The organism is Cellvibrio sp. KY-YJ-3, assembly GCF_008806955.1.
Lineage (GTDB): Bacteria > Pseudomonadota > Gammaproteobacteria > Pseudomonadales > Cellvibrionaceae > Cellvibrio.
In genome coordinates, this window is the sequence record NZ_CP031727.1 from 142,494 (window position 1) to 163,650 (window position 21,157).

Annotated in this window: 17 protein-coding genes; 11 read left to right on the forward strand and 6 right to left on the reverse strand. The window is 52.1% G+C overall.

The window, feature by feature from the left end:
• The first annotated feature begins 43 nt into the window (after window positions 1–43).
• From D0B88_RS00645 to D0B88_RS00660, 4 genes are all read left to right on the forward strand, one after another.
• Window positions 44–1,006 carry a polyprenyl synthetase family protein gene (locus D0B88_RS00645; RefSeq protein ID WP_007644555.1) on the forward strand — a complete coding sequence of 321 codons (963 nt, stop codon included), beginning with the start codon at window positions 44–46 and terminating at the stop codon, window positions 1,004–1,006.
• 166 nt (window positions 1,007–1,172) lie between these two features.
• Window positions 1,173–1,697, forward strand: a complete 525-nt coding sequence (gene fabA, locus D0B88_RS00650) for a 3-hydroxyacyl-[acyl-carrier-protein] dehydratase FabA (protein WP_007644553.1) — start codon at window positions 1,173–1,175, stop codon at window positions 1,695–1,697.
• A 168-nt stretch (window positions 1,698–1,865) separates the two neighbouring features.
• Window positions 1,866–3,077 (forward strand): beta-ketoacyl-ACP synthase I, encoded by a 1,212-nt coding sequence (gene fabB / locus D0B88_RS00655; RefSeq protein ID WP_007644551.1) that lies wholly within the window; start codon window positions 1,866–1,868, stop codon window positions 3,075–3,077.
• A gap of 331 nt (window positions 3,078–3,408) precedes the next feature.
• Entirely contained in the window at window positions 3,409–4,497 is a 1,089-nt protein-coding gene (locus tag D0B88_RS00660; RefSeq protein ID WP_151054340.1) for an acyltransferase, read from the forward strand.
• Window positions 4,498–4,521: 24 nt separating this feature from the next.
• On the opposite strand, the gene D0B88_RS00665 is transcribed toward D0B88_RS00660, so the two are convergent.
• Window positions 4,522–5,439 carry a sugar nucleotide-binding protein gene (locus D0B88_RS00665; RefSeq protein WP_225318472.1) on the reverse strand — a complete coding sequence of 306 codons (918 nt, stop codon included), beginning with the start codon at window positions 5,437–5,439 and terminating at the stop codon, window positions 4,522–4,524.
• 97 nt (window positions 5,440–5,536) lie between these two features.
• Here D0B88_RS00665 and D0B88_RS00670 point away from each other — a divergent pair, with 97 nt between their 5' ends.
• The 7 genes from D0B88_RS00670 to tatC are packed head-to-tail and all read left to right on the forward strand — an operon-like array spanning window position 5,537 to window position 10,003.
• Window positions 5,537–6,808, forward strand: a complete 1,272-nt coding sequence (locus tag D0B88_RS00670) for an FAD-dependent oxidoreductase (RefSeq protein ID WP_151054344.1) — start codon at window positions 5,537–5,539, stop codon at window positions 6,806–6,808.
• 48 nt (window positions 6,809–6,856) lie between these two features.
• The gene (locus D0B88_RS00675; RefSeq protein ID WP_151054346.1) at window positions 6,857–7,720 is read left to right on the forward strand and encodes an aldo/keto reductase; all 864 of its coding nucleotides are present in this window, start codon (window positions 6,857–6,859) and stop codon (window positions 7,718–7,720) included.
• 3 nt (window positions 7,721–7,723) lie between these two features.
• Entirely contained in the window at window positions 7,724–8,104 is a 381-nt protein-coding gene (hisI, locus tag D0B88_RS00680) for a phosphoribosyl-AMP cyclohydrolase (RefSeq protein ID WP_040393196.1), read from the forward strand.
• 30 nt (window positions 8,105–8,134) lie between these two features.
• Window positions 8,135–8,473, forward strand: a complete 339-nt coding sequence (locus tag D0B88_RS00685; protein ID WP_007644541.1) for a phosphoribosyl-ATP diphosphatase — start codon at window positions 8,135–8,137, stop codon at window positions 8,471–8,473.
• 29 nt (window positions 8,474–8,502) lie between these two features.
• Window positions 8,503–8,754 carry a twin-arginine translocase TatA/TatE family subunit gene (gene tatA / locus D0B88_RS00690; RefSeq protein WP_007644540.1) on the forward strand — a complete coding sequence of 84 codons (252 nt, stop codon included), beginning with the start codon at window positions 8,503–8,505 and terminating at the stop codon, window positions 8,752–8,754.
• A 2-nt stretch (window positions 8,755–8,756) separates the two neighbouring features.
• Entirely contained in the window at window positions 8,757–9,242 is a 486-nt protein-coding gene (gene tatB / locus D0B88_RS00695; protein WP_007644539.1) for a Sec-independent protein translocase protein TatB, read from the forward strand.
• Entirely contained in the window at window positions 9,239–10,003 is a 765-nt protein-coding gene (gene tatC / locus D0B88_RS00700; protein WP_007644538.1) for a twin-arginine translocase subunit TatC, read from the forward strand. The genes tatB and tatC overlap by 4 nt, the downstream gene beginning before the upstream one ends.
• 76 nt (window positions 10,004–10,079) lie before the next feature.
• Here tatC and D0B88_RS00705 read toward each other — a convergent pair whose 3' ends face one another.
• The 5 genes from D0B88_RS00705 to D0B88_RS00725 all read right to left on the reverse strand — a co-directional run bounded on the left by D0B88_RS00705 (window position 10,080) and on the right by D0B88_RS00725 (window position 21,136).
• Window positions 10,080–10,292: a DUF2061 domain-containing protein gene (locus tag D0B88_RS00705; protein ID WP_007644537.1), complete on the reverse strand. Its 213-nt coding sequence runs from the start codon at window positions 10,290–10,292 to the stop codon at window positions 10,080–10,082.
• A 140-nt stretch (window positions 10,293–10,432) separates the two neighbouring features.
• Complete coding sequence (locus D0B88_RS00710; protein ID WP_151054348.1) at window positions 10,433–10,891, reverse strand: CYTH domain-containing protein; 459 nt, start codon at window positions 10,889–10,891, stop codon at window positions 10,433–10,435.
• A 369-nt stretch (window positions 10,892–11,260) separates the two neighbouring features.
• Entirely contained in the window at window positions 11,261–14,254 is a 2,994-nt protein-coding gene (locus D0B88_RS00715) for a TonB-dependent receptor (protein ID WP_007644535.1), read from the reverse strand.
• Window positions 14,255–14,335: 81 nt separating this feature from the next.
• Window positions 14,336–18,826 (reverse strand): alpha-1,6-glucosidase domain-containing protein, encoded by a 4,491-nt coding sequence (locus D0B88_RS00720; RefSeq protein WP_191966479.1) that lies wholly within the window; start codon window positions 18,824–18,826, stop codon window positions 14,336–14,338.
• Between the two features lie 390 nt (window positions 18,827–19,216).
• Window positions 19,217–21,136 carry a glycoside hydrolase family 13 protein gene (locus tag D0B88_RS00725; RefSeq protein ID WP_225318473.1) on the reverse strand — a complete coding sequence of 640 codons (1,920 nt, stop codon included), beginning with the start codon at window positions 21,134–21,136 and terminating at the stop codon, window positions 19,217–19,219.
• Between the last annotated feature and the right edge of the window lie 21 nt (window positions 21,137–21,157).

Consider the following 21,157-nt stretch of genomic DNA (forward strand, 5'->3'; position numbering starts at 1 on the left):
ATTGCCGCCACTATTTTCCCTCTCTGATAAATAAGAAAAGCCCATGTTGCCATTTCATCAGGCCGTCAAAGACGACTTCAGCGCAGTTAACCAACTGATCATCGATAAACTCCACTCCGATGTTGGCCTGGTCGAGAATATTGGCCATTACCTGGTTGAAGCGGGCGGCAAGCGCCTGCGCCCCCTGCTGGTGCTGCTCACCGCTAATGCGCTGGGTTATAAGGGTAAGGATCATTTGTCGCTTGCGGCAATTATCGAATTTATCCACACCGCTACCTTGCTGCACGACGATGTGGTGGATATGTCCAACCTGCGCCGCGGGCGCCCCACCGCCAATGCCGAATGGGGCAATGCACCCAGCGTATTGGTGGGTGATTTCCTATATTCGCGCGCTTTTCAGATGATGGTGGCGATTGGCAATATGGATGTGATGGCGATCCTCAGCGATACCACTAACATCATCGCCGAAGGTGAAGTGCAGCAGTTGGTTAACGCCAAAGACCCCAATGTGAACGAGGAAAACTACTTCCGCGTGATCGACAAAAAAACTGCCATTTTGTTTGCTGCCGCCTGCGAAGTGGCCGCCGCCCATTGCGGTGGTAGCGCGGCACAACGCGAAGCCGTACGCCTTTATGGCCGTCATGTAGGTGTTGCCTTCCAATTGGTAGATGACGCACTGGACTACACCGGTGATGCCGCCACTCTGGGTAAAAATGTGGGTGATGACCTGGCCGAAGGCAAACCCACCCTGCCCCTGATTTACGCCATGCGCACCGGTACCGCGGCGCAAGCCGAATTGATCGCCACCGCGATTCGCAACGGCGATGCCAGCCAACTGCCAGCCATTTTGGAAATCGTACAGGCAACCGGTGGCATGACTTACACACTGGATGCTGCCAAAGCGCAAGTTCAGGCCGCCATCGCACAACTGCAACACCTGCCGAACAACATCTATACCCAGGCGATGAAGGAACTGGCTGAGTTCTCTCTGGCACGCAGTTTTTAAGCCCATTCACGGCGAGCGCTACCCAAAGAAACAAATTCATGGGCAGTGCGCGGTGCACGAGCAACGGCTGCCCGTCTAACTGGACAACTGAGCCACAGCGGTTAGAATGGCGCACTTTTGCGCGACGGCTCCGCCCTCGCCATCATTAACAACCTGAGTAATTTCAATGACCACCTTTGAACCACAAAGCTCCTACAGCCGTGAAGAACTGTTGAAATGCGGCGACGGCCTGCTGTTTGGCCCAGGCAACGCTCAATTGCCCAAACCTAATATGCTGATGCTGGATCGCATTGTTCATATCAGCCACACCGGCGGTGAATTTGGCAAAGGCGAAATTGTGGCCGAATTGGATATCTCCCCCGACTTGTGGTTCTTTGACTGCCACTTCCCCGGCGACCCGGTAATGCCCGGCTGTTTGGGGCTGGATGCTATGTGGCAATTGGTGGGATTCTTCCTCGGCTGGAAAGGCAACCAGGGTCGCGGTCGCGCACTGGGTTGCGGCGAACTGAAATTCACCGGCCAAATCCTGCCCACCGCCAAGAAAGTGACCTACCATATCAACTTGAAGCGTGTGATCGAGCGCAAGCTGATTATGGGGATCGCTGATGGCCGCGTATCCTGCGATGGCAAAGACATCTATTTTGCAAACGATTTGCGTGTTGGCCTGTTCCAGAACACCGACAGCTTCTAATCAGCCGACTCATCTGCGTGACTGTTACAAACCGCACAACAAAAACAAGCCATAAAACAAGGAGTGAGCAGCGAGCCCCCTGTGGCATACTGACACTCCGCTTAACCCGCCAGACTCTGTGAAAACCTGCTGTTCAGGCGCTGTAGCTAAATACAAAAGAGGTAGCCTATGAAACGCGTTGTTGTTACCGGTATGGGAATTGTGTCCTGCCTGGGCAATGATAAAAATGCCGTGTTGGATGCATTACGCGCTGGCCGTTCCGGTATCAAATTCCAGGAAGCATATAAAGAGAAAGGCTTCCGCAGCCATGTTGCAGGCTCTATCGACATCAACCTTGCCGAATTAATCGACCGTAAAGTACTGCGCTTTATGGGTGATGCCGCCGCCTATGCATTCCTCTCCATGGAACAAGCCATTGCCGATTCTGGCCTGAGCGAAGACCAGGTTTCCAATGAGCGCACCGGCATTATCATGGGTTCTGGCGGTGCGTCCTCCAAAAATCTGGTTGAAGCGGCTGACATCCTGCGCGAAAAAGGCCTGAAACGTGTTGGCCCTTACCGTGTTACCCAAACCATGGGCAGCACCACCTCGGCATGTTTGGCCACTCCTTTTAAAATCAAAGGCGTTAACTACTCGATCTCCTCCGCTTGTGCCACCAGTGCACACTGCGTGGGTAATGCGGTTGAATTGATTCAGCTCGGCAAACAAGATGTGGTATTTGCCGGTGGTGGCGAAGAAGAGCATTGGACGCTGACCGCACTGTTTGATGCCATGGGCGCCCTGTCCACCAAATACAATGAAACCCCGGAGCAAGCCTCACGCGCCTACGATGCTGAGCGCGATGGCTTTGTGATCGCCGGTGGTGGTGGCTGTTTAGTGCTGGAAGAATACGAACACGCCAAAGCACGCGGCGCCAAAATCTACGCCGAAGTAGTCGGCTACGGCGCCACGTCTGATGGCTACGATATGGTGGCTCCGTCTGGTGAAGGCGCTGTGCGCTGCATGAAACAGGCTCTCGCCACTGTGAATGGCAGCATCGACTACATCAATTCTCACGGCACCTCTACACCAGTGGGTGATTTGGCCGAACTGAAAGCCATCAAAGAAACTTTTGGCGACAAAATCCCGGCAATCAGCTCCACCAAATCCCTGACTGGCCACAGCCTGGGCGCTACCGGCGTTCAGGAAGCGATTTATAGCTTGCTGATGATGGAAAATGATTTCATCTGCGCTTCAGCCAATATCACCACCCTCGACCCCGAAGCTGTGGGCATGCCCATAGTGCTCAAGCGTCAGGACGGCGTAAAACTGGATCGGGTTATGTCCAATAGCTTTGGTTTTGGTGGTACTAACGCGACCCTGGTTTTTCAAAGAATCTAAAGGGGCAGCGCACTTAACAGTTCAGCGACCACCCACAATGCAATAAAAAACGCGAGCGGCTGACAAAGCCCCTCGCGTTTTTATTGCACTGCATTACAGCATCATCCCCATCAAAACGCCTAGTTGGATACCAGTCCCTGGCGCCACAAGCCACACCCGAAAATTTACTGGCGCCAAACCTCGCGCTTTATCGCTTAAATCTGCATGGCATGCCACTTGCGTTATTTAAGCAGCCCAGTTGGCATAACCCTGCCCTGCCTCCTTCTCGCCCGCTGGTTTCCCGCATCACTGCGTGCGCAAACAGTCAACAAACTGCATAGGGATTGCCGCTATGAATTATTTTATCCAAGCCGCCCGACAACAAGGCTTTTCCGTCCCGCTTCATGCGCTGCGCGGTGTGGCGGCGGTAATAGTATTGCTCGGCCACCTGTATGGACGAGCTGCCGAAGCCTTTCCTGCGGTGCAATTCATGCCACTGTTTAACGGCAGCGCGGCCGTCACCTTCTTTTTTGTCCTGAGCGGCTTAGTGGTGGGGGCATCGCTCGCCAAAAACGGCCTGAGCCAAGCCTCGGTATCGCTGTATTTTCACCGGCGCTTTTTTCGCATTATGCCGCTGATGTTTTGCACGGTTACTGTGGGCGGTTTGTATTTGTTATTTATCGACCCCTATTTGCGCTATTCGCTTAACCCCAAAGAGTTTGGTGAGTTCTCGCTGCTCAAGTTTGTCGCTGGCTATGTGGGCTATTCACTCAAGGCCAATCCACCCATTTGGTCGATTTATGTGGAGATAATCGCCTCGCTGCTGATCCCCTTAATGCTGCTATTTGGCAACAAGGCGAGCCATATTGCCCTGGCACTTACCGCGTGTATTTTGATCTCGCTAATTCCTCTTAATTTCAAACACCATTGGAATTTTTACATTTTTAGCTTCTACGCCGGCTTGAGTGTTTTGCTCTGGGGAAGATGGTTAAAGGATCTATTCATGTCATTTGCAGCGCCCTTATTTTGGGTGCTGCTGACGATATTGGTGGCAGGGTTTTATCTGGCAAGGCCACTGACCAGCGCTGGTTACGGAGATTTATGGATTGTCTATTGGGAGACGCTGTGCATCGCACCGGTCATTGGGGTTATCTACTATGCGCCCGAGCGCTTTGCATTTTTACAGGCGCGGCTGTTCCGCTATTTGGGGGATGTGTCCTACAGCCTTTATCTCACCCATTCGATTTTGTTAGTGGTACTACTCAATCTGGTAATCGGGTTCATGGGCACTACAAGCATGGCCGTTGTGGTCTATTGCGTGCTCGCTATCTGCAGCTGTTTTTTGGTGGCGCAAATCTCCTATCGCACCATAGAAATGGGAGGTATTCGACTGGGTGAACGCTTGCGCAGGCCACCAAAACCGGCAATGGAGTTGCTGTAGCTGGCTGAATCGAATGGGCGCAGGTTATGGGGCGAGCTTGATCTGCTCGCGGTTGTGCAACCACTGTTTGACCAAGGGCAGCAAACTTGGGCGCCAGGAGCGGGCCTGAATACCAAAGTTGTCGCGCGCGTGGCGGCAACCCAATATCGCACTGAGTGGTTCCGTTTCTGGTTCAGCATCTACCAGCGTCAGGCTGGGCTCAGCGGTGAGTAATTGCTGCTGGATTAACAGCTGCAGAACTTGGTCGGCAAACTCATCTTCGGTACAGGCATCACCGCTGCAATAATGCATTACGCCCCAGTTCTCTGCACCGCAGCTAATTTGTTTTGCCATGGCAACGGCAACGCGAGCGGCATCCGAAAGCGCCGTGGGTGCGCCGCGCAGGCGACGGTTAACACTGACTGACGCCCCCGCTAAAAATGCGCTGAGCAAACGCGTTAAATGATTGTCGCCATAGGCACCTATCACCCAGCTTAACCGCAACACAACAAAACGCTGCAACTCCGCCGCAATTGCTTGTTCCGCTTCGACAAACGCCGCGCCCGTTTCATTTTTGGGCGCCGGTGCATCTTTTTCACTGTGAGTCCCCTTCGGGTCCGCACCAAACACGCTGTAACTGGAGAAGTGAATCAGGGGGATATTCCCCTGTTTACACGCACGCGCCAACTGCCGCGCGGTTTCTATCAGGGGCATCTGGCCACCGGGATAATAGGCCTCTTCCCAGCCGCGACAATTAATCACCAAGTCCGGCTGCTCGCGCGCAAAATAAGCCGCTACTGCCGCTTCATCTGACCAGTCCAATGCATTGCCCGCGGGCATCAGCAACTTGAAAGGCTCGCGCTCAAGCTCGTGCTCTAACGCCTTACCCAAGGGGGAATTTACATCCGTTAACAACAAGGTGAATGACATGGTGATCCACATACCCGTAAAATTTTTACGCATATTAGCAGCACAAGCGCCGGGCGCGGCAAGGGTAATTCGCGCTTGAAACACTTATACTGCGCCGCCTGACCGTTCAGCTACCGGAAATTCACTGCCGATGAGCACACCCCCGCACGAGATTCATCTGGACATCGCCATTATCGGCGGCGGTGTCGCAGGCCTATGGCTGGCCAATCGCACCAAAAGCGCGGGGTTTAGTGTCGCCCTGTTTGAATCCAACGCGCTGGGCAGCGACCAAACCCTCGCCTCGCAGGGCATGATCCATGGCGGTATGAAATACACCTTGGCGGGCACCCTAACCGGAGCGTCAGAAGCCATTGCCGATATGCCCAAGCACTGGCGCGCCTGCTTGTGCGGCGAAGGCGATGTCGATTTGCGTCATACCCGCATTCTTAGCGATCACTTTTTTATGTGGTCGGGTGATGATTTGGGCAGCAAAATCACCAGTTTTTTTGCCAGCAAGATTACCCGCGGCCGGGTCGATGCTGTCCACCCGGATCGTCGCCCGCCCCTGCTACGCCACAAGGATTTTGCCGGTAGCCTCTATCGTCTGGAAGACCTGGTGATTGATACCCCCAGTCTGGTCGCGAATCTGGCAAATAACATAGACGGCTGCTGTTACCAGATCGATTGGCAACAGGCACAACTGCAGCGAGACAGCAGCGGCAAGATCCATTTGAAAATCGCCGCTACTGCTGGCGAGCTATGCATTTATGCACAGCGTTTTATCTTCACCGCAGGCAAAGGCAATGCGCAATTACTGGCCGAACTGGGGCTGGAACAGCCCGCCATGCAGCTGCGCCCGCTGCAACAGGTGATGGTAAAACACCAACACCCGTTCGACTTTTACGGCCACTGCTTAGGGCGCGAGGCCACTCCGCGCCTGACTATTTCCAGCCATCGCCTGCCCGATGGTGCCTCTGTGTGGTACCTGGGCGGCAGTCTCGCGGAAAAAGGCGCAAGCATGACGCCGGAGGCACTGGTAGAACTGGCCCAACAGGAATTACAGGAATTGATCCCCTGGGTAAACATGGAAGGCGCCGAGTGGGCTTGCCTGCCCATCGACCGGGCAGAACCGCGACAACCTGACTTTGCCCGCCCCGACAACGCCTTTGTGGCACCGGCTACTGGCGCTGACAACCTGCTGGTGGGCTGGCCGACCAAACTGACCTTGGCCCCCAACCTAGCGAACCAAGTGTTGGCACTGCTCACTGGCAACCGCATCACCCCCACCCATCCACAAGTGTCAGTGCGGGATTGGTTACCCTTGGCACCACTGGCCAAAACACCCTGGGAGCATGCATTTCCCCCGGCGCTCAGCGCGGAGGATTCACTCGCCCTGCGCTTTCGCGAGCCGGACGATGAATAGTTACCAACCAACTTGGACAAGCTCCCAATTGCAAGAGGATTTACCCGTATGATGCCGCGCAAGCGCCTCGGCCGAACGGACATAGAGGTCAGCACCATGGGCTTGGGCACCGTTAAATTCGGCCGCAACCAGAGCCTCAAGTACCCGACACCCTTTGATTTGCCCAGCGATGAACAAGTCCGGCGCCTGATCGACTGCGCCCACTCCATGGGCGTAAACCTGATCGATACTGCCCCCGCCTATGGTTATAGCGAAGAGCGTATTGGCGATGCACTGCGTAAATCGCGCAAGGACTGGGTGATCTCCACCAAAGTGGGCGAAGAGTTCACTCCCGACAAGTTTTCCGATCAGGGGCACTCGCGCTTTGACTTCAGCGCCACACACACCCGTATGAGTGTAGAGCGCTCACTGCGCCGCTTGCGCACGGATTATCTGGATCTGGTACTGATCCACTCGGATGGCAATGACCTTAACATCCTGCAACAAACCGAGGTACTCCCCACTCTGCAGCAACTCAAGCAGGAGGGCTGGATTCGCGCCTTTGGCATTTCCAGCAAAACCCTGGAAGGCGGGTTGCTCGCCGCCGAAATCTGCGATGCGGTGATGGTGACTTACAACGCCAGCCAACAGGACGAGGCGCCGGTCATCGCAAAATCTGCGCAACATGGTGCGGCCGTGCTCCTGAAAAAGGTTCTCGCCAGCGGCCATATCTGCCATGATGCGCCCGCACCGGGTACAGTTGTACACAAGGTTAAGGCTGAAATAGACCCAATTCAGCAAGCACTGGATTTTACCTATGCAGCGCAAGGTGTCACCAGTGCGATTATTGGCACCCTTAATGAACGCCACTTGCGCGATAATTTGTTCAAAGCGATACGCGCGCAAGATTCAGCAGTAAGCACAAACGAGTAAACTATGAGTAATTGGTTAGACGCTGTGAACTGGAATAGCGATGGACTGGTTCCCGCGATTGCCCAGGATGCACAAACCGGCCGGATTTTGATGATGGCCTGGATGAACCGCGAATCGCTACAGCTATCGGCTGAGCGGGGCGAAGCGGTTTATTGGTCGCGCTCACGCGGCAAACTCTGGCACAAAGGCGAAACCTCTGGTCATATCCAAAAGCTGCATGAAATCCGCCTGGATTGCGATGAAGATGTAATAGTGCTGCAAGTGGAACAACTGGGCGGCATTGCTTGCCATACCGGACGGGAATCGTGCTTTTACCGGATTCTGAAAGATGGCACTTGGCAGACTGTTGACCCGGTTATCAAAGATCCGGCAGAGATTTACTAACCGCACCCGGCAAACCCGATAGAGAAAGTTATGAACAACGATATTCTCAAGCAACTGACGGACATTCTGGAAGCGCGCAAAAATAACGCCGACGCAGAGTCATCCTACGTTGCCAGCCTGCATCAAAAAGGCCTGAACAAAATTCTGGAAAAGGTCGGCGAGGAATGCACCGAAACGATTCTAGCCGCGAAAGACGCACAGACCAGTGGCGACAATAGCGACCTCATCTATGAAACCGCTGACCTCTGGTTTCACAGTCTGGTTATGCTCTCCCATCTGGGCGAGAACGCAGATTCTGTTTTAAACGAACTGGCGCGCCGCTTTAATATGTCCGGTCACGACGAAAAGGCCGCGCGCGCCAACACCTAATCACACCTTCATTTAACTGGGGAATCATCATGGGTATTAGTGGAATCAGTATTTGGCAACTGCTTATTGTTCTGGCAATTGTGGTTATGTTGTTTGGTACCAAACGTTTGCGCAGTTTGGGCAGCGACCTGGGCAGCATGATCAAAGGCTTCAAAAGCTCTATGAGCAGTGAAGAGGCCGCCAAAAAAGACGAAGAGGAAGCCCAGAAAAATCTGGAGCAAAAAACCGTAGCGAATAGCACCAGTGCGGAAAAAACCGAACAAAACAACACCAAGGTTTAATTGTGTTTGATATAGGTTTTACCGAGCTTGTTGTATGTTTGGTGGTTGCACTGGTGGTAATAGGGCCAGAGCAACTGCCCGGCACTGTGCGCACTGTTGGCCTGTGGATTGGCCGACTCAAACGCAGCCTACGCGAAACCCGCAGCGAAATTGAGCGGCAAATCGGCGCGGATGACATTCGCCGCCAGTTGCACAATGAAGAGATTCTGCAAAACATTGAAGCCACGCGCCGGCAGTTTCAAAACTCTATCGACGAATCGGCCAACGCCATCCAATCCAGCTTGAATGAGGCGGATAAGGTTGACGAGCAAGCGCGCCGTGAACGCAGCGGCCAGTACGGCCCACCCGATGAGCTACCGGATCACGCCCACACGGCTGAAGCGGTAACTAATACGCCATCGGCAGTAGTGGAAGCCAAAACTACGCCCGCAACCGACATAGCCACCAAGCCTGCCAGTGCTGCGGGCACAGATCCTAAATCCGTATGAATCCATCCTTGAACGACAAAGAACAGCCGCTGGTGCAGCACCTGATTGAACTGCGCACCCGCTTGCTGCATGTGGTTTATTTTTTACTGGCCGTGTTTGTGTGCCTGTTTCCCTTCGCGACAGATATCTACGGGATTGTCTCTGCCCCTTTGATTGCTGTTTTGCCCGAAGGCAGCAATATGATCGCGACCGATGTTATCTCGCCCTTTTTAACACCGCTGAAACTCACCTTTTATTTGGCACTGCTATTGGCGGTGCCCTTTATTCTGTATCAAGTGTGGGCGTTTATTGCACCGGGGCTGTACCAGCACGAGAAACAATTGGCTGCACCGCTGTTGGTCTCCAGCGTGCTGTTATTTTTTACCGGTATGGCGTTTGCGTACTTTCTGGTCTTGCCCATGCTGTTCAACTTCACCATGGGTATACAGCTGGAAGGCGTGAGCGCCATGACTGACATCACCAAATATCTGGATTTGGTGCTGCATATGTTTTTTGCGTTTGGTTTCGCCTTTGAGATACCCGTCGCGACTGTGTTGCTTATTCATGCCGGAGTCGTGACGCCAGAAGGCCTTGCCGAGAAGCGACGCTATATCATTGTCGGCTGTTTTGTCGTGGGAATGTTGCTCACCCCACCGGATGTTTTCTCCCAGGCCATGCTGGCCATCCCTATGTGGATGCTATTTGAGGCGGGATTATTCTTTGGCCGCCAAATCAAGAAACGCAGTCAGGCACGTGAAGCAGCGGACAATCCGCCAGACTAAACCCCATCTCCAATCAGGGCACGCAAAGGCCAAACGCGCGCCCCTGAGTCACTTACAGCTGTAACGCATCAACCATTTACATCACCCGTTGGGCCATGGCTTCGGCAATAACAGCTTTGTGCTCGGCAAACTTTTTCCACCCCAATTCATGAAAGTAGAAGGCCACGGTGTTGATCGCCGGCTCCACCAGCGCCATAGTGCCGCCAATCAATACACTGCCGGTGAGGGCGTAGCCAACAGAAAAAGCGACGGTAAAGTGAACGGCAGCGAATGTTGCTGTCTTGGCCATGGTAGATTCCTCGTAAGCTAGTAGGCGGGCGCCTGTCTCAATCGCCCATGAAGCTATACTAGGCAAATCATAACCATTAACAAAGAAAATTGATTTTAACTAACCGATAGCAACTGACTATTTAAAGAGTGCACCGAGGTTTACCATTGCTTAAACGGTAACCGCACCAAATTCGAATTGAAGTAGCGTAGGTCTGCAGTTACCTCTTCACCTACCCACTCAGGATTAGTAAACGATGTGTTCTCTGAGGGCAACTCTATCTCTGCCACCACCAAGCCCTGATTCTCGCCGAGGAATTCATCGACCTCCCACACAAAACCCGCATAGGTAATTTTGCGACGATATTTTTCAATCAAGGGTTGCTCGCACATGAGCAGCAACTCGCGTGCATCTGCCAGCGGAATCTCATATTCAAACTCCGCCCGGCTCATACCTTGTGTTACACCTTTAATCGTGAGAAATGCCTGCTCGCCAGCGATACGCACCCGCACCGTGCGCGCTTTATCACTAGAGAGATATCCCTGGCTGTAAAACACGGCGGGTGCCTCACGCCATGCATCACCCACTACTAAAAACTTGCGTTCAATTTCAATTGCCATAGGGTTTGCCTGCAGATGTGAAAGGGACACACATACTAACACCGGGCAGTGAGTGGTAAAAAATGAGAGGAATAACGGATAGCGGGAATAAAAAAATGGCGCAGTCTTGCGACTGCGCCGAATCATCAACAGCGACGATATACAACAAAAAAGATGGAGATCAATGTCATTGCCAGAACCCAAAGTCACCAACAGCAATACTCTGGTAAATCATTGCAATGGAGTCATCCTAGGGGTTATCGCCGCAGCGCTCAATGGACTACATACGTATTCATGCGCCACTGCAGGCTACATACGTATGTAGTCATTTTTTATGCAAAAAAAACCGCACATTTTCATGTGCGGCCGATGCGTTTTCACCGTCAGATGTTAGAAGGTGTAGTTAGCCCCCATGTAGAAGGTGCGACCAAACCATTGCAGGGTACGCGTCAACTCTTCGTCAAACATGTAGCTGCGGTTAGGTTCGTTGGTGAGGTTGCTGATGGAGAACACCAGATCCAAACCATTATCAAACTTATAAGCCGCTTGATAATCCAGCAGCGTTTCCGGTGCATAGATAATCGGTTGCAGGTTAATGTTGCGTGTCTCGCCCACAAACGAATCCTGGAAGGTGGTGGATAAACGGGTTTCAAAGCCGCCGTAGCTGTAGAACAGGGTGAAGTTGGCGGATTTCTCTACCAAGCCAGGGAATGGCAAAGTAGCGCCGGTATTTACACCCTCTACCGGGTTGGCCACGGAGATCTCCGAGTCGGTCAGCGAGTAACTTGCACTCACCCCCAGCCCTTGCCAGAGGTCAGGCAGGAAGTTGAAGGTTTGGGTATAAGACACTTCCAGACCGCGAATGAAGCCGCCGTCCAGGTTGTTGATAGAGGTGGAGTAGTCACCGTTTTCCACTTCAACTTCAGTATCCAAACCGCCAATATTCACTACCCAGGTATCCGGCACATCGAATCCTGCTGCACGGAAATCAAAGTTTTCGTAAGTAATATCCTGAATGAATGATTTGATTTCACGGTGATACACGGCCACCACAAAGGCACCGTTGGTATCCGGCATGTAGTACTCGTAGGACAAGTCAACCTGATCGGCGATGAAAGGTGTCAGGAATGGCGACGTATTACTACCGTAGTTGAACACCGGAGTAGTCTCGTTTTCTACCGTAACCGAACCTTCGGAATCCGGGGCAGCCAAGCGATTGATCGGTGGACGGGAAAGTACACGCGCCAATGCCAGACGCAGCTGGTTATCTTCAGCCACGCTGTAATTCAGGTTGAGCGATGGCAGGTTGTGGCTGTATTCGGTGCCGAGTGTTTGGTAGGCGTAGTCCGTTTCCGAGGTGCCTATCTCGTCAAAAATCTCCACTGCACCAGCATCAACATTACCGTTTACGTTCACCAGGGCAACGCTGGTCTGTTCCGTGCGTACATGGCGCAAACCTATGTTACCCACCAAGTCGCGATCAAACAGCGTCGTTTCCAAATTGGTCTGCAGATAAATTGCATCCACATTTTCATCGATGTCCGAGCGTTGTTTCATCGACCAATCACGACCTTCTGTCCAACGCGCTTTGGGGTCGATAGAACGCGGGGAATAGACCTTGCCATTTTGGCCGAGCACTTCTACACCATCGTCCAAAACCAGCCCTTGGCTCACCGCTTCCTGGATAATCTTGTCGCCATCGATTGCGAGGAATGATGGGAAATGGGAGAAGTCACCTTTCCAATTCACTACATCCGAATTGCCGGTGTTGATTTCCAAGGGGAAATCGCGGTCGTATTGCGCGAGATCACCATAAACAAACACTTGGCGACGGTCGGTATGATTGCGTTCTGAACGGCGCACACCAGCTTCTACCGACTTGATTAACGGCAGCTCCACTTCGTATTTAACATCCAGGCGAACCGCACTGATTTTGTCATCATTGATGCGCGGGTAGCGCTCGTAGTTGGTCATGCGCAGAGTACTGACGCCATCAGCACCGTAAGACGCATAATCACGGCTCAAGCTAACGCTGGGTACATTGATGCCATCGAGCAAGTAGGTCATGGACTGATCCGGGTCGCGCTCAAAAGTCGCGCCGCCGGGAACCGGGTTTTCAATGGGGCGATAGAGGTGCGCACGCACTACCCCGTCCGCTTGAACGCCAGAGGCATCCGAGTGCGACAGGTCAAGCGCAACAGTCAACGCATCCTGTTGCCATTCAAGGTTCAAACCGCCGGAGAGCAATTCGTTCGTTTGGGTAACGTCGTTGCTATTGACCTGCAAATTCAAAGAGTCTGGCGCAGCGTCGTCCACCGCGAATTCACCACCAATCACCGCCTGGTTTTCCCACAGCACCAGGCTGTTTGTCAGTGCGTTGCGCAGCGGCTGGATACGGAAGCCCCGCGAGTAACTGTCGGACTCAAATTTGGAATAGAACACATCCGACTGGATCGACAAGTTGTCGGTAGGTTCAAACTGGATTGCCGCCACGTAACCATCGCGAGTCTCTTCACCACCGGTTTGGAATAATTCAAAACCTTCAGCCATAAACACTTCTGATGGACGATTGGCGGTGGGTACTGCATTGAAATTTTCATCCACAATCGTGGTATCCAATCCCTTTTCATCAACTAAAGAATAGGGGTTGGCTTCGTAGTTGTACTGTTCAAAACGGGTTGCGGAACGCGGCTGCACCAAACGGGCGTAGCCCAGTGCCACACCGAGTTTGTCATCAAACAGTTTTTTCTGGAACGAGAGCGACAGACGCTGGCCGTAAGGCTCTGCGCCGTAAATATCGTCAGCCTGATCGTTGTAGCTGCCGCGCACACCCACAACAACTTTTTGATCTTCCGTCATTTCCAGGGGATTGGCGGTTTTCAATTCGACCGAACCGGCGACACCACCCTCAATCAGTGATGCCTTGGGCGACATATAGACTTCTACCGATTGGATCAGCTCTGAGGGGAACTGGCTGAATTCCATGGCGCGGGTACCGTTGGGCGATACCTGCTCGCGGCCATTCAGGGTGGAGAAGACAAAACCTTCACCCATACCGCGCACCTGAATGGTACCGGCCTGACCGCCCGAACGAGTCACGGTAATACCGGGTACACGACCAAGGGCATCGGCGATGGACACATCGGGCAGACCACCGAGGTCGGCGGCAGAAATCGCCTGCACCACGGTGTCGGCGTTACGTTTGGTTTCAATACTGTTCTGAATGGAGCGGGCATAACCCGTCACCATCACTTCTTCAACCAGCGAGGGGTTTTGTGGCCCGGCATCGGCGTCAGTTTCCTGAGCCAGCAACGCGGGAGACAGGGACGCCATTGCCAATGCAGAAACAACAGCAGCCAGCGGCTTTAAAGTAAATGTTTTCATGTGCTTTATCTCAGCTCGTTATCTGTTTTTACTATCGCTTAACACTCCCCCCACCAAGGGGGGAGCGATAGCTGGCTCGATTTAGTTGACGGCATCCACGCGAATAGTCAGTGCGTTTGGATTGGTGGTATCGAGCGTGAAGCGATAATCCCCGGCGGTGGTAATGGACAGGCCTATGTTGTCATTGGAACCCTGAGTTACCTCGCTCGGCTCACCCAGGACAACAGCGGAACCACCAAGGTTGGGGTTGCTCCAGTTTGCCTCGGCCACTTTAAACTCGTAGGAACCCACGGCCAGGGTGAGGGTTTTGGTGTACAGCCCCTTACTGGCATAGATCATCTGGTTGATGCTGTTGGCGTCACCCCAACCCGCCGCCGAGACAGTGCCGCGCAGGTAAATCGGTGTTGCAGCAAACAGATCTTCACGGTACACCTTCACTACCGGTGCGTCGGGGTTGCGCGCATCCACTTCAAAGCGATAGTTGCCCGCTTCAGCAATGTCCAGCATCAGGTTGTCGTTGCTGCCTTGCGCCAGAACAACACCCTCACCCAGCATCACTGGTGTTGCGGAGCCGAGGTTTACTGTGCTCCAGTCCGCCGAAGCAACTTTGAACATGTAATCCTGACCCGCCACCATGGGCACACTCAGGGCATAAACGCTGTTACCCTCATGAACCAGTTGATTGCCGCTATTGGTATTCTCCCAGCCCGACGCCGTTACAGTGCCGCGCAGATAAATAGCGGTAGCGCCATACACATCCGGATTCTCCACCTTCAAGGTTGGTGCGGTGGTACTTGCAGAGGCATCCAGCACGAAGCGATAAGTGCCTGCGGCAGGGATGTTGATACGGATATTGTCATTGCTGCCTTGGGTGAGGGTAATGGTGTCACCAATTTCCATCACTTCATTGGAGCCCAGGTTTGGCAAGCTCCAGCCAGCTTCTGCCACTTTGAAGTTAACTTCGGTACCCGCAACCACCGTTAACAACAAGGAGTAGATACCCTCGCCTTCATAGGTGAAGCGGTTAGCGGCGGTAGTATTCGCCCAGCCAGAGGCAGAGATATCACCACGCACATACACAGCCGTATCGCCGTAAGGCACAGCCACGCTCGATCCAAGAGTTGCTGTTGCCGACAGCCCCATACCCTGCGCACCGGCTTGCGCTTTCACAAACACGGCAGTGGTGTAGGCAGGCACAGTGAATACACCATCTTCACCATCAGCCGCAAAGCTCGCAGTTTTTACTGTGGCATCTACTGAATTTTGCTGGGTTTGATGCAAGGCAAAGCCCGCCGCCGTTTTCACTCTGGGTGACTGGGTCATGCCAGTGGCGTTGATCACCACCACAATCGCATCTACCGCTGAATCCAGGTCGGCGCGCGGTGTTGATTCCGTACCGGCAACAATGCCTGCACCATCATCAATACTCATCACAATCAAACCAGACACCTGAGTCTTGCCACCATCGTGGAAACCAACACGATCCATTACCTGCTCGGCCGTTTGCAGGCTGAACAGCGGGCTGCCGCTGGCAATACTCATAAACTCAGTGAACACCGAGGAAGCCTGCTCAATATGGCTTGCTTCAGGTTTGGTTTGGGCATTGGCAAACAGACCGGCAACATACTCGTCGGTAATACCATCGCGCAGCTCTGGTGGCAGACCTACACCCCAGTTGTTGCTTTGTTTGGTGAAGTCCACCTTGTTAAACCAATCGCCAGCGTTGTAGCTGTTGGGCGACATAGACTTGGAGCGCAGCAACTCGGTACCCATTTGGATGAAAGGCACACCTTGGCTCAATACCGGTACCGACAGAGTCAAGCTGCTCACACGGGTACGGTTGGCAATAGTCATATCGGTTGGCACGGCGCCCGGACGATGCATCCAGTCCCACAGGGTTTCGTTGTCGTGTTTCTCTACATAGTTGATAGCTTGTTGTGGGTCAGTGCCATAGGCACCCACGGTAGAAGCAGTGATTACTGCGCCGGATTTGGTTTTCAGTTTGAAATCTTTCAGGTTGCCCGCCAAACCAGCGCGGATAGCATCCAGATTGTCGCCCTTCACCAAGGCCATTTGCTGCAGCGGGTTGCGGATACGGTCATTGAAAGTACCCATTTCAGTGTCGTTCAACGCTTCCTGGGTTGCACGCACGGCAATGCGGTCACCTGAGGTACCACCACCGGGAGTCCAGGCTTCGGCGTAGAAATAGGTATCTGGATCAACGGCTTTGGTAGCTTCATAGGCATCCACCAGTACTGACTTGGGCATATAACCGGATTGGTCAAAACGGAAGCCATCCACCTTGTAATGCTCAGCCCATTGCGCAACAGAGTCAGCAACAAACTTGCCCATCATGCGGTGTTCAGTTGCAGTGTCGGGGCCGGCACCAGTGCCAGTTTCCACAACCGCAGTAGCCGGATTCACACGGTAGTAATAACCAGGAACTACTTTATCGAATACAGAGTTAGCGGCTTCAATACCGGAAGACACTGTGTGCGGGTAGACCACATCCATTACCACACGCAGCCCCATTTCGTGCAGCGCCATGTTCATCGCACGCATTTCTTTGATACGCGTGAAACCTTCAGGGTCAGTTGCGTAAGTACCTTCTGGTGCGTTGAAATGCTGAGGGTCATAACCCCAGTTAAAGCCATCCAAATCAGCGATAGCCGCAATTAAGGTGCGTGCCGCCGAGGTTTGTGGATCGTAGCTTTCCAACACTTGGCGCACAGTAGAGTTATTAGGCACTGAGCCGTCACACACACTGACTGCATCGCGGTTTGATACCCGCTGGCAAAGCTCAAGGATGTAGCTGTCCAGATTCACCTGGCCTTCAAAATCCTCTTTCATGTTAGAGCTGTCATTGCTGGGCAGCAGGTGAACATGGGTCAGCCCCGCATCCGCCAGTGAACGCAAGTGTTGTACGGGCAAGGAGTTCTCGGTAAATGCCAGATACTTGCCGCGATAGCTCGCTGAGGTGCTGGCATCATCAATACTGAAGTCGCGAACATGCGCTTCGTAAATTGCCATATTTTCCGGCGCCACCACTTCTGGAATTGAATGGCCTTCCCAGCCAGCGGGCTTGGTATCAGCATCATCCAGGTTCACAAACTGTGAGTGACGACCATTGGTAGACAGGGAAATAGAATAGGGGTCAGTCACCTCAAGGCGACGCACAGCCTTCTGCAGGGGGTGATAGGCGGTAACACGATAGCGGTAGAATTTGCGATCCAACTCAGTAGCAGTGCCAGTTACACTCCACACACCGGTTTCGGCATTGAAGGTCATAGGCATAGTGGCAGACACACGCAGTGGGTCACCAGAGAACACACGCAACTCAACGTTTTGTGCAGTTGGCGCCCATACCGATGCCGTTACACCATTGGCGTAGCTAACACCCAAAGTGGCATCTGCAGCATTGTCGGCATAAAGAGCATCCAGTACATGAGGGACTTGCACGCGAGTGCCGCGGCCACGCTCAATGGTCACTGTCTGTTCGTTTTCACCTTCCTCGACAGAATCAAAACGACCCACAACCAGCAGCTCATCTTTTAGCGCTGACTTGATGCTATCGAGGCTGATCTCCGCAGGTAAGTCGTAGGCAATGTAGTCGGACATATGGGGAACTAATGCTTTTTCCTCATCCGTCATCGCACGCCCTGCACCTAACACGGCAAAACGCTCTCCGCCAACAACAGCACCGGCATCATCGCCAGTCATACCACCCGCAGCAGAGCGGTATAGCTCAACTGATTTACCGGCAGCAAACGAGCGGCTCCAAATAATGGTATGCGGGCTAATCCAATGCGCTTCCACATCGCTAATTGCCAACATTGGGCGCTCAAGGCTGCACACATCGTTGATACAAATGGGCACATTACTGACGCGGCTATTGCGCATATTGTCGGTATTAACAATCACCCAAGCCATGCGATCGTAATCGCCGCCATCACGCTTAATATTGAGCGACAAGTCAGCAGTTTGATTGGGGGTATTCGGCGTTTTAACAATGAAATTACCGCAAGTACCTGCTTCACTCACGGGAATTACAAAATAAGCACCATAGTATGGATCGTGGCGAACGCCCGCTTCGCCTTCATTCTTACTCGCAATCCCCGGGCCGTTTGGCCAGGTAGTTGGAATTGCATAAGTAGTGTTGCTGCCATCGGTGACTGAATCCGCCCAGCCGTTACCGCAGGACTGCCATAGGTGTAAGTTATATTTGGCAAAAGCTGCATTTTTCTCGTCAGCAGTGCCTTCAACGTTAACGAAAATAACCGCTTCATTCGGGCCCGCTAATTTTTCAGGAACCGGGAAGTCAGGCACCACGCATTCCGCACCGGAACGAATAGTTCCCTCAGGGCAAGCGGGTAATTCAAAGGGCGGGCGCGGGTCACCGCATACACCGTTATCGAGCAATACTTGCGGGTCGCGGCACGTCGGCAATTCCGCCGCGTTATTGTCTGTACCGCTGCCACCACCGCCACACGAGCTAAGTGTGAATACGCCGAGCAAAAGAGCCGCTAGCCCCAATGCTTTCCGCGCGGATTCATTTCGCGAATTGAACTTCATTTGGTATCCCCCGTTTAATTATTTTTTACAAATGTTGCGAACTTAAAAATCGATAATTTGGGCAAGACTGACTGGCAAAAAAACCACGGCCAGAGGTATATGAAAAAATGGTTTTTTATATTTATGTCACCAACAGAAAAAACACTGCTGGGTGTTATTAATCAGTCTATGAGCGAGAAATTTAATTCGCAAACTACATACGTATGCAAAAAATGAGGAATAAAAAAACGCAAATTGCATACGTATGCAAAAGCAAAAAACATGAAGAAAAGTAACACTTTGTGCGGGGCTCGACACTTGAGCATGGGGGTCTATCACAGCGCACCACCGCTATGCACCAAGGCAACAGGGTGGCGAACCATCGTAAATAGATTAATCAAAACAATGTTATTAAAAATAAATTGCCACTGATTCCAGTGGGGCTAATGTTAACGGTTTCGTTAAATCCACCTTCTTGCCACTAATAACATCTACTCCATTGTTGCGCCCTTGCAACAGGCGTCCAAAGCGGTTTAAGTCCAACACAGAGGCCGTTTTATTTTTGTTGATAACCACCATGACCTGCTCCTGTTCCTGCCCCTTCTCATAGCGGCGGAAATATACATAGTGACCATTTTCAGGAATGTAATGCGTGAGTGTTCCCTCTGCGATGGCGCGACTGGATTTACGCCAAGTGAGCAAGGTGCGCAAATAGTTTTGCACCTCGCGCTGATCCGCACTCAAACCTTGGGCACTAAAACCATTCACCTTGTCACCCGCCCAACCGCCGGGGAAATCAGCGCGCAACAAACCATCGTTACGCACGAGCGGGCTTTTGGTTAACACTTCAGTGCCGTAATAAAACTGGGGGATACCGCGTGTAGTTGCCGTGAACAATAACGATGTTTTTAATAATTGCAGATTTTCATGCAGCAGCGAATAAATACGCGACATATCGTGATTATCCGGAAACAGCATTAACTTCATCGGGTCGGCATAGACAAAATCATTGGCGATCATTTCATAGAGCTTGATCAGCCCATTGCTAGCAGTTTCTTCCGCGTTTAACACTTCCGGCATTAAATACACCACCGGAAAATCCATTAATGTTGGCAAATGGGAGACATAACCGTCGCGATTAACCACTCCCTTTTGCCAGTAAGCCAAAATATGCGGATTGGAATTCATCTCCTCACCGACGATATTTAAATGGGGGTATTCATCCAATACGGCCCTACTCCAACGCGCCAAAAATTCTTTGTCGGAATAAGCGTAAGTATCTTCGCGGACACCACTCAGATCGGCGTATTCAATCCACCAAATGGTATTTTGAATTAAATAGCGCGCGAGCAACGGATTGCGCTGGTTCATATCCGGCATGGATTCCACAAACCAACCATCGGTAAAGTGTTTGATATCCTCCGGCGCCGCATGAATATCCAGTACGGTGGTGTGTTGGTTGTTGGTGGGCACAAAGCCGGATTGAAAATTCAACCAATCCGCAGCAGGTAAATCCTGCATCCACCAGTGGCCGCTGCCAATATGGTTCAACACTATATCCTGAATAAAACCCACGCCTTTTTTACGGGCGGCCGCTACCAGGTTTTTATAATCCTCATTGGAACCCATACGCGGATCCATCTGGTAAAGATTGGTAGGTGAATAACCATGGTAAGAATATTCCGCTTGGTTATTCTCAATCATCGGCGTCGGCCAAATCATGGTAAAACCCATACGCGCGATATAATCCAGATTGTTTTGAATCCCTTTCATATCACCACCGTGACGCCCAATCGGGCTGGTGCGATCCGCAACTTCCACCATCGATGAATGATTGTCGTTAGCGGGATTACCATTGGCAAAACGATCCGGGGTAATTAAATAGATAACATCTTTCGCAGAAAAACTATCACGCAACGCAGAGTCAGCACGACGTTTTTGCAGTTCATAGGGAACCCGCAATTGCACACCGGATTTATCGCTAAACTGCAGCTCCAACTTGCCCGGCTTTGCATTAGTTGCGATATGCAGATTGATAAACAGATAATTTTTATTCGTGGTTCGCTCGACAGTTTTTATTGTTACGCCAGAATAATTCACACTGGGATGTAGCTCGGCAATTGCCTCTCCATGCACCATAATTTGTAATTCAGGATTATGCATCCCTACCCACCAATGCATGGGCTCTATATGTTTGAGATTATAGTTAGCGGGATTAGCATTGGCTAAACTGCTAATGGCAATACCGAAGCACAACAAAATAAAAAAAAAGGGAAAAATAAAAACAAAACGAACGGGAACAAACATAGACGATACAGTGGACTGACTCATAAAGACATCCTGGTGGTTGAT

Coding starts and splice junctions, on each gene's coding strand:
- D0B88_RS00660 (WP_151054340.1), top strand. CDS start 3,409: ATGAATTATTTTATCCAAGCCGCCCGACAACAAGGCTTTTCCGTCCCG.
- D0B88_RS00715 (WP_007644535.1), bottom strand. CDS start 14,254: ATGAAAACATTTACTTTAAAGCCGCTGGCTGCTGTTGTTTCTGCATTG.
- hisI (WP_040393196.1), top strand. CDS start 7,724: ATGAGTAATTGGTTAGACGCTGTGAACTGGAATAGCGATGGACTGGTT.
- D0B88_RS00685 (WP_007644541.1), top strand. CDS start 8,135: ATGAACAACGATATTCTCAAGCAACTGACGGACATTCTGGAAGCGCGC.
- D0B88_RS00710 (WP_151054348.1), bottom strand. CDS start 10,891: ATGGCAATTGAAATTGAACGCAAGTTTTTAGTAGTGGGTGATGCATGG.
- tatA (WP_007644540.1), top strand. CDS start 8,503: ATGGGTATTAGTGGAATCAGTATTTGGCAACTGCTTATTGTTCTGGCA.
- D0B88_RS00665 (WP_225318472.1), bottom strand. CDS start 5,439: ATGCGTAAAAATTTTACGGGTATGTGGATCACCATGTCATTCACCTTG.
- D0B88_RS00725 (WP_225318473.1), bottom strand. CDS start 21,136: ATGAGTCAGTCCACTGTATCGTCTATGTTTGTTCCCGTTCGTTTTGTT.
- D0B88_RS00720 (WP_191966479.1), bottom strand. CDS start 18,826: ATGAAGTTCAATTCGCGAAATGAATCCGCGCGGAAAGCATTGGGGCTA.
- D0B88_RS00645 (WP_007644555.1), top strand. CDS start 44: ATGTTGCCATTTCATCAGGCCGTCAAAGACGACTTCAGCGCAGTTAAC.
- fabA (WP_007644553.1), top strand. CDS start 1,173: ATGACCACCTTTGAACCACAAAGCTCCTACAGCCGTGAAGAACTGTTG.
- D0B88_RS00670 (WP_151054344.1), top strand. CDS start 5,537: ATGAGCACACCCCCGCACGAGATTCATCTGGACATCGCCATTATCGGC.
- fabB (WP_007644551.1), top strand. CDS start 1,866: ATGAAACGCGTTGTTGTTACCGGTATGGGAATTGTGTCCTGCCTGGGC.
- D0B88_RS00675 (WP_151054346.1), top strand. CDS start 6,857: ATGATGCCGCGCAAGCGCCTCGGCCGAACGGACATAGAGGTCAGCACC.
- D0B88_RS00705 (WP_007644537.1), bottom strand. CDS start 10,292: ATGGCCAAGACAGCAACATTCGCTGCCGTTCACTTTACCGTCGCTTTT.
- tatC (WP_007644538.1), top strand. CDS start 9,239: ATGAATCCATCCTTGAACGACAAAGAACAGCCGCTGGTGCAGCACCTG.